The following is a 1,206-nucleotide window of genomic DNA, read 5'->3' on the forward strand; positions in this document are numbered from 1 at the left end:
TGACCTCGATTTAAAATTGAAGTGCAACACCTGCTCTACTAGACCAGTTCTTTATTCAGACTAGTCAAAAAGGCCATGAAGACCTATTCTTAATTCACCACAAACAAGAAAGAGGTATCTTCATGACCCGAATTAAGAATATCATATCTAATCAGTATCACCAACTCAATTTAGCTGAACGTGGTCGAATTGAAGCCCTAAGGGGCTTAGATTGGTCCATCCGCCGGATTGCCAAGGCTCTTCATCGTAATCCCAGTACGATTTCGCGTGAATTAAGACGGGGGACAACAACACAGATTAACGCTAATACTCGTATCTTCGAACAGTCATATCTGGCGGAAACTGGCGAAGCAGTTTATCGTAAGCACCGGCTAAACAGCTGTTATCGTGGACTCTTTGATCACTGTCAAACCTTCTGTAATGCTTTGGTTACAGCTTTAAAAGCTCGCCCCAGAATGCATAGTGTGGATACTTTTGTTCACCAATTCAAGACTAATTACCCAGGAGTTGTCTGTCCCTCAACACCGACGGTGTATCGATACATTGATGACCAGCGTTTAACTATCCGTAATTCAGACCTACCAGCTAAACTCCGTCGCCGAGTCAAACGTCCCGGAACAAAGCATCACCGAATCAATAAGAAGAATCTGGGCCATTCAATCGAAGAACGTCCCACTGTGGTTCAAGCACGTCAAGAGCTTGGACACTGGGAAGGTGACTTGGTCAAAGGTAAACGAGTTGAATCTGAGCCAGCATTAATGACTTTGACTGAACGTGTTAGTCGTTTAGAAATCATCGTTAAACTTCCCAATTATCATGCCGACACTTGCTTGAAAGCCCTCCAGAACACCTTATATGACTATGGAACTGAGTACTTTAAAACCATTACTTTTGATAACGGTGCCGAGTTCTCAAGCTTGAGCCAAGTGGCGGGAACGGACATCTACTTTGCCCATCCTTATTCACCATGGGAACGCGGAACCAATGAGAACACTAACGGCCTTTTGCGCGAGTTCTTCCCGAAGGGTAGATCCTTGGTTTTGGCCTCACTCATTGATATTCAGCTGGCTCAGGATACCTTAAACAACCGGCTGCGGCGGTCATTAAACTATCGTTGCCCAGCCGATCTAATGCCTGAACTAGCTTAGCAACTAGACCACTTCTAAGAATAGATTCTTAGTGTTGCACTTGATTTGACAATTGAGG

At 44.4% G+C, this 1,206-nt stretch carries 1 protein-coding gene; it reads left to right on the forward strand.

The window, feature by feature from the left end; genetic code table 11:
* Nucleotides 1-122: 122 nt before the first annotated feature.
* Nucleotides 123-1,148: an IS30 family transposase gene (locus EKM75_RS12660; protein WP_043023465.1), complete on the forward strand. Its 1,026-nt coding sequence runs from the start codon at nt 123-125 to the stop codon at nt 1,146-1,148.
* The last annotated feature ends 58 nt before the right edge of the window (nt 1,149-1,206 follow it).

Origin of the sequence: Levilactobacillus tongjiangensis, from assembly GCF_003946345.1 — a bacterium.
GTDB classification, from domain to species: Bacteria; Bacillota; Bacilli; order Lactobacillales; family Lactobacillaceae; genus Levilactobacillus; species Levilactobacillus tongjiangensis.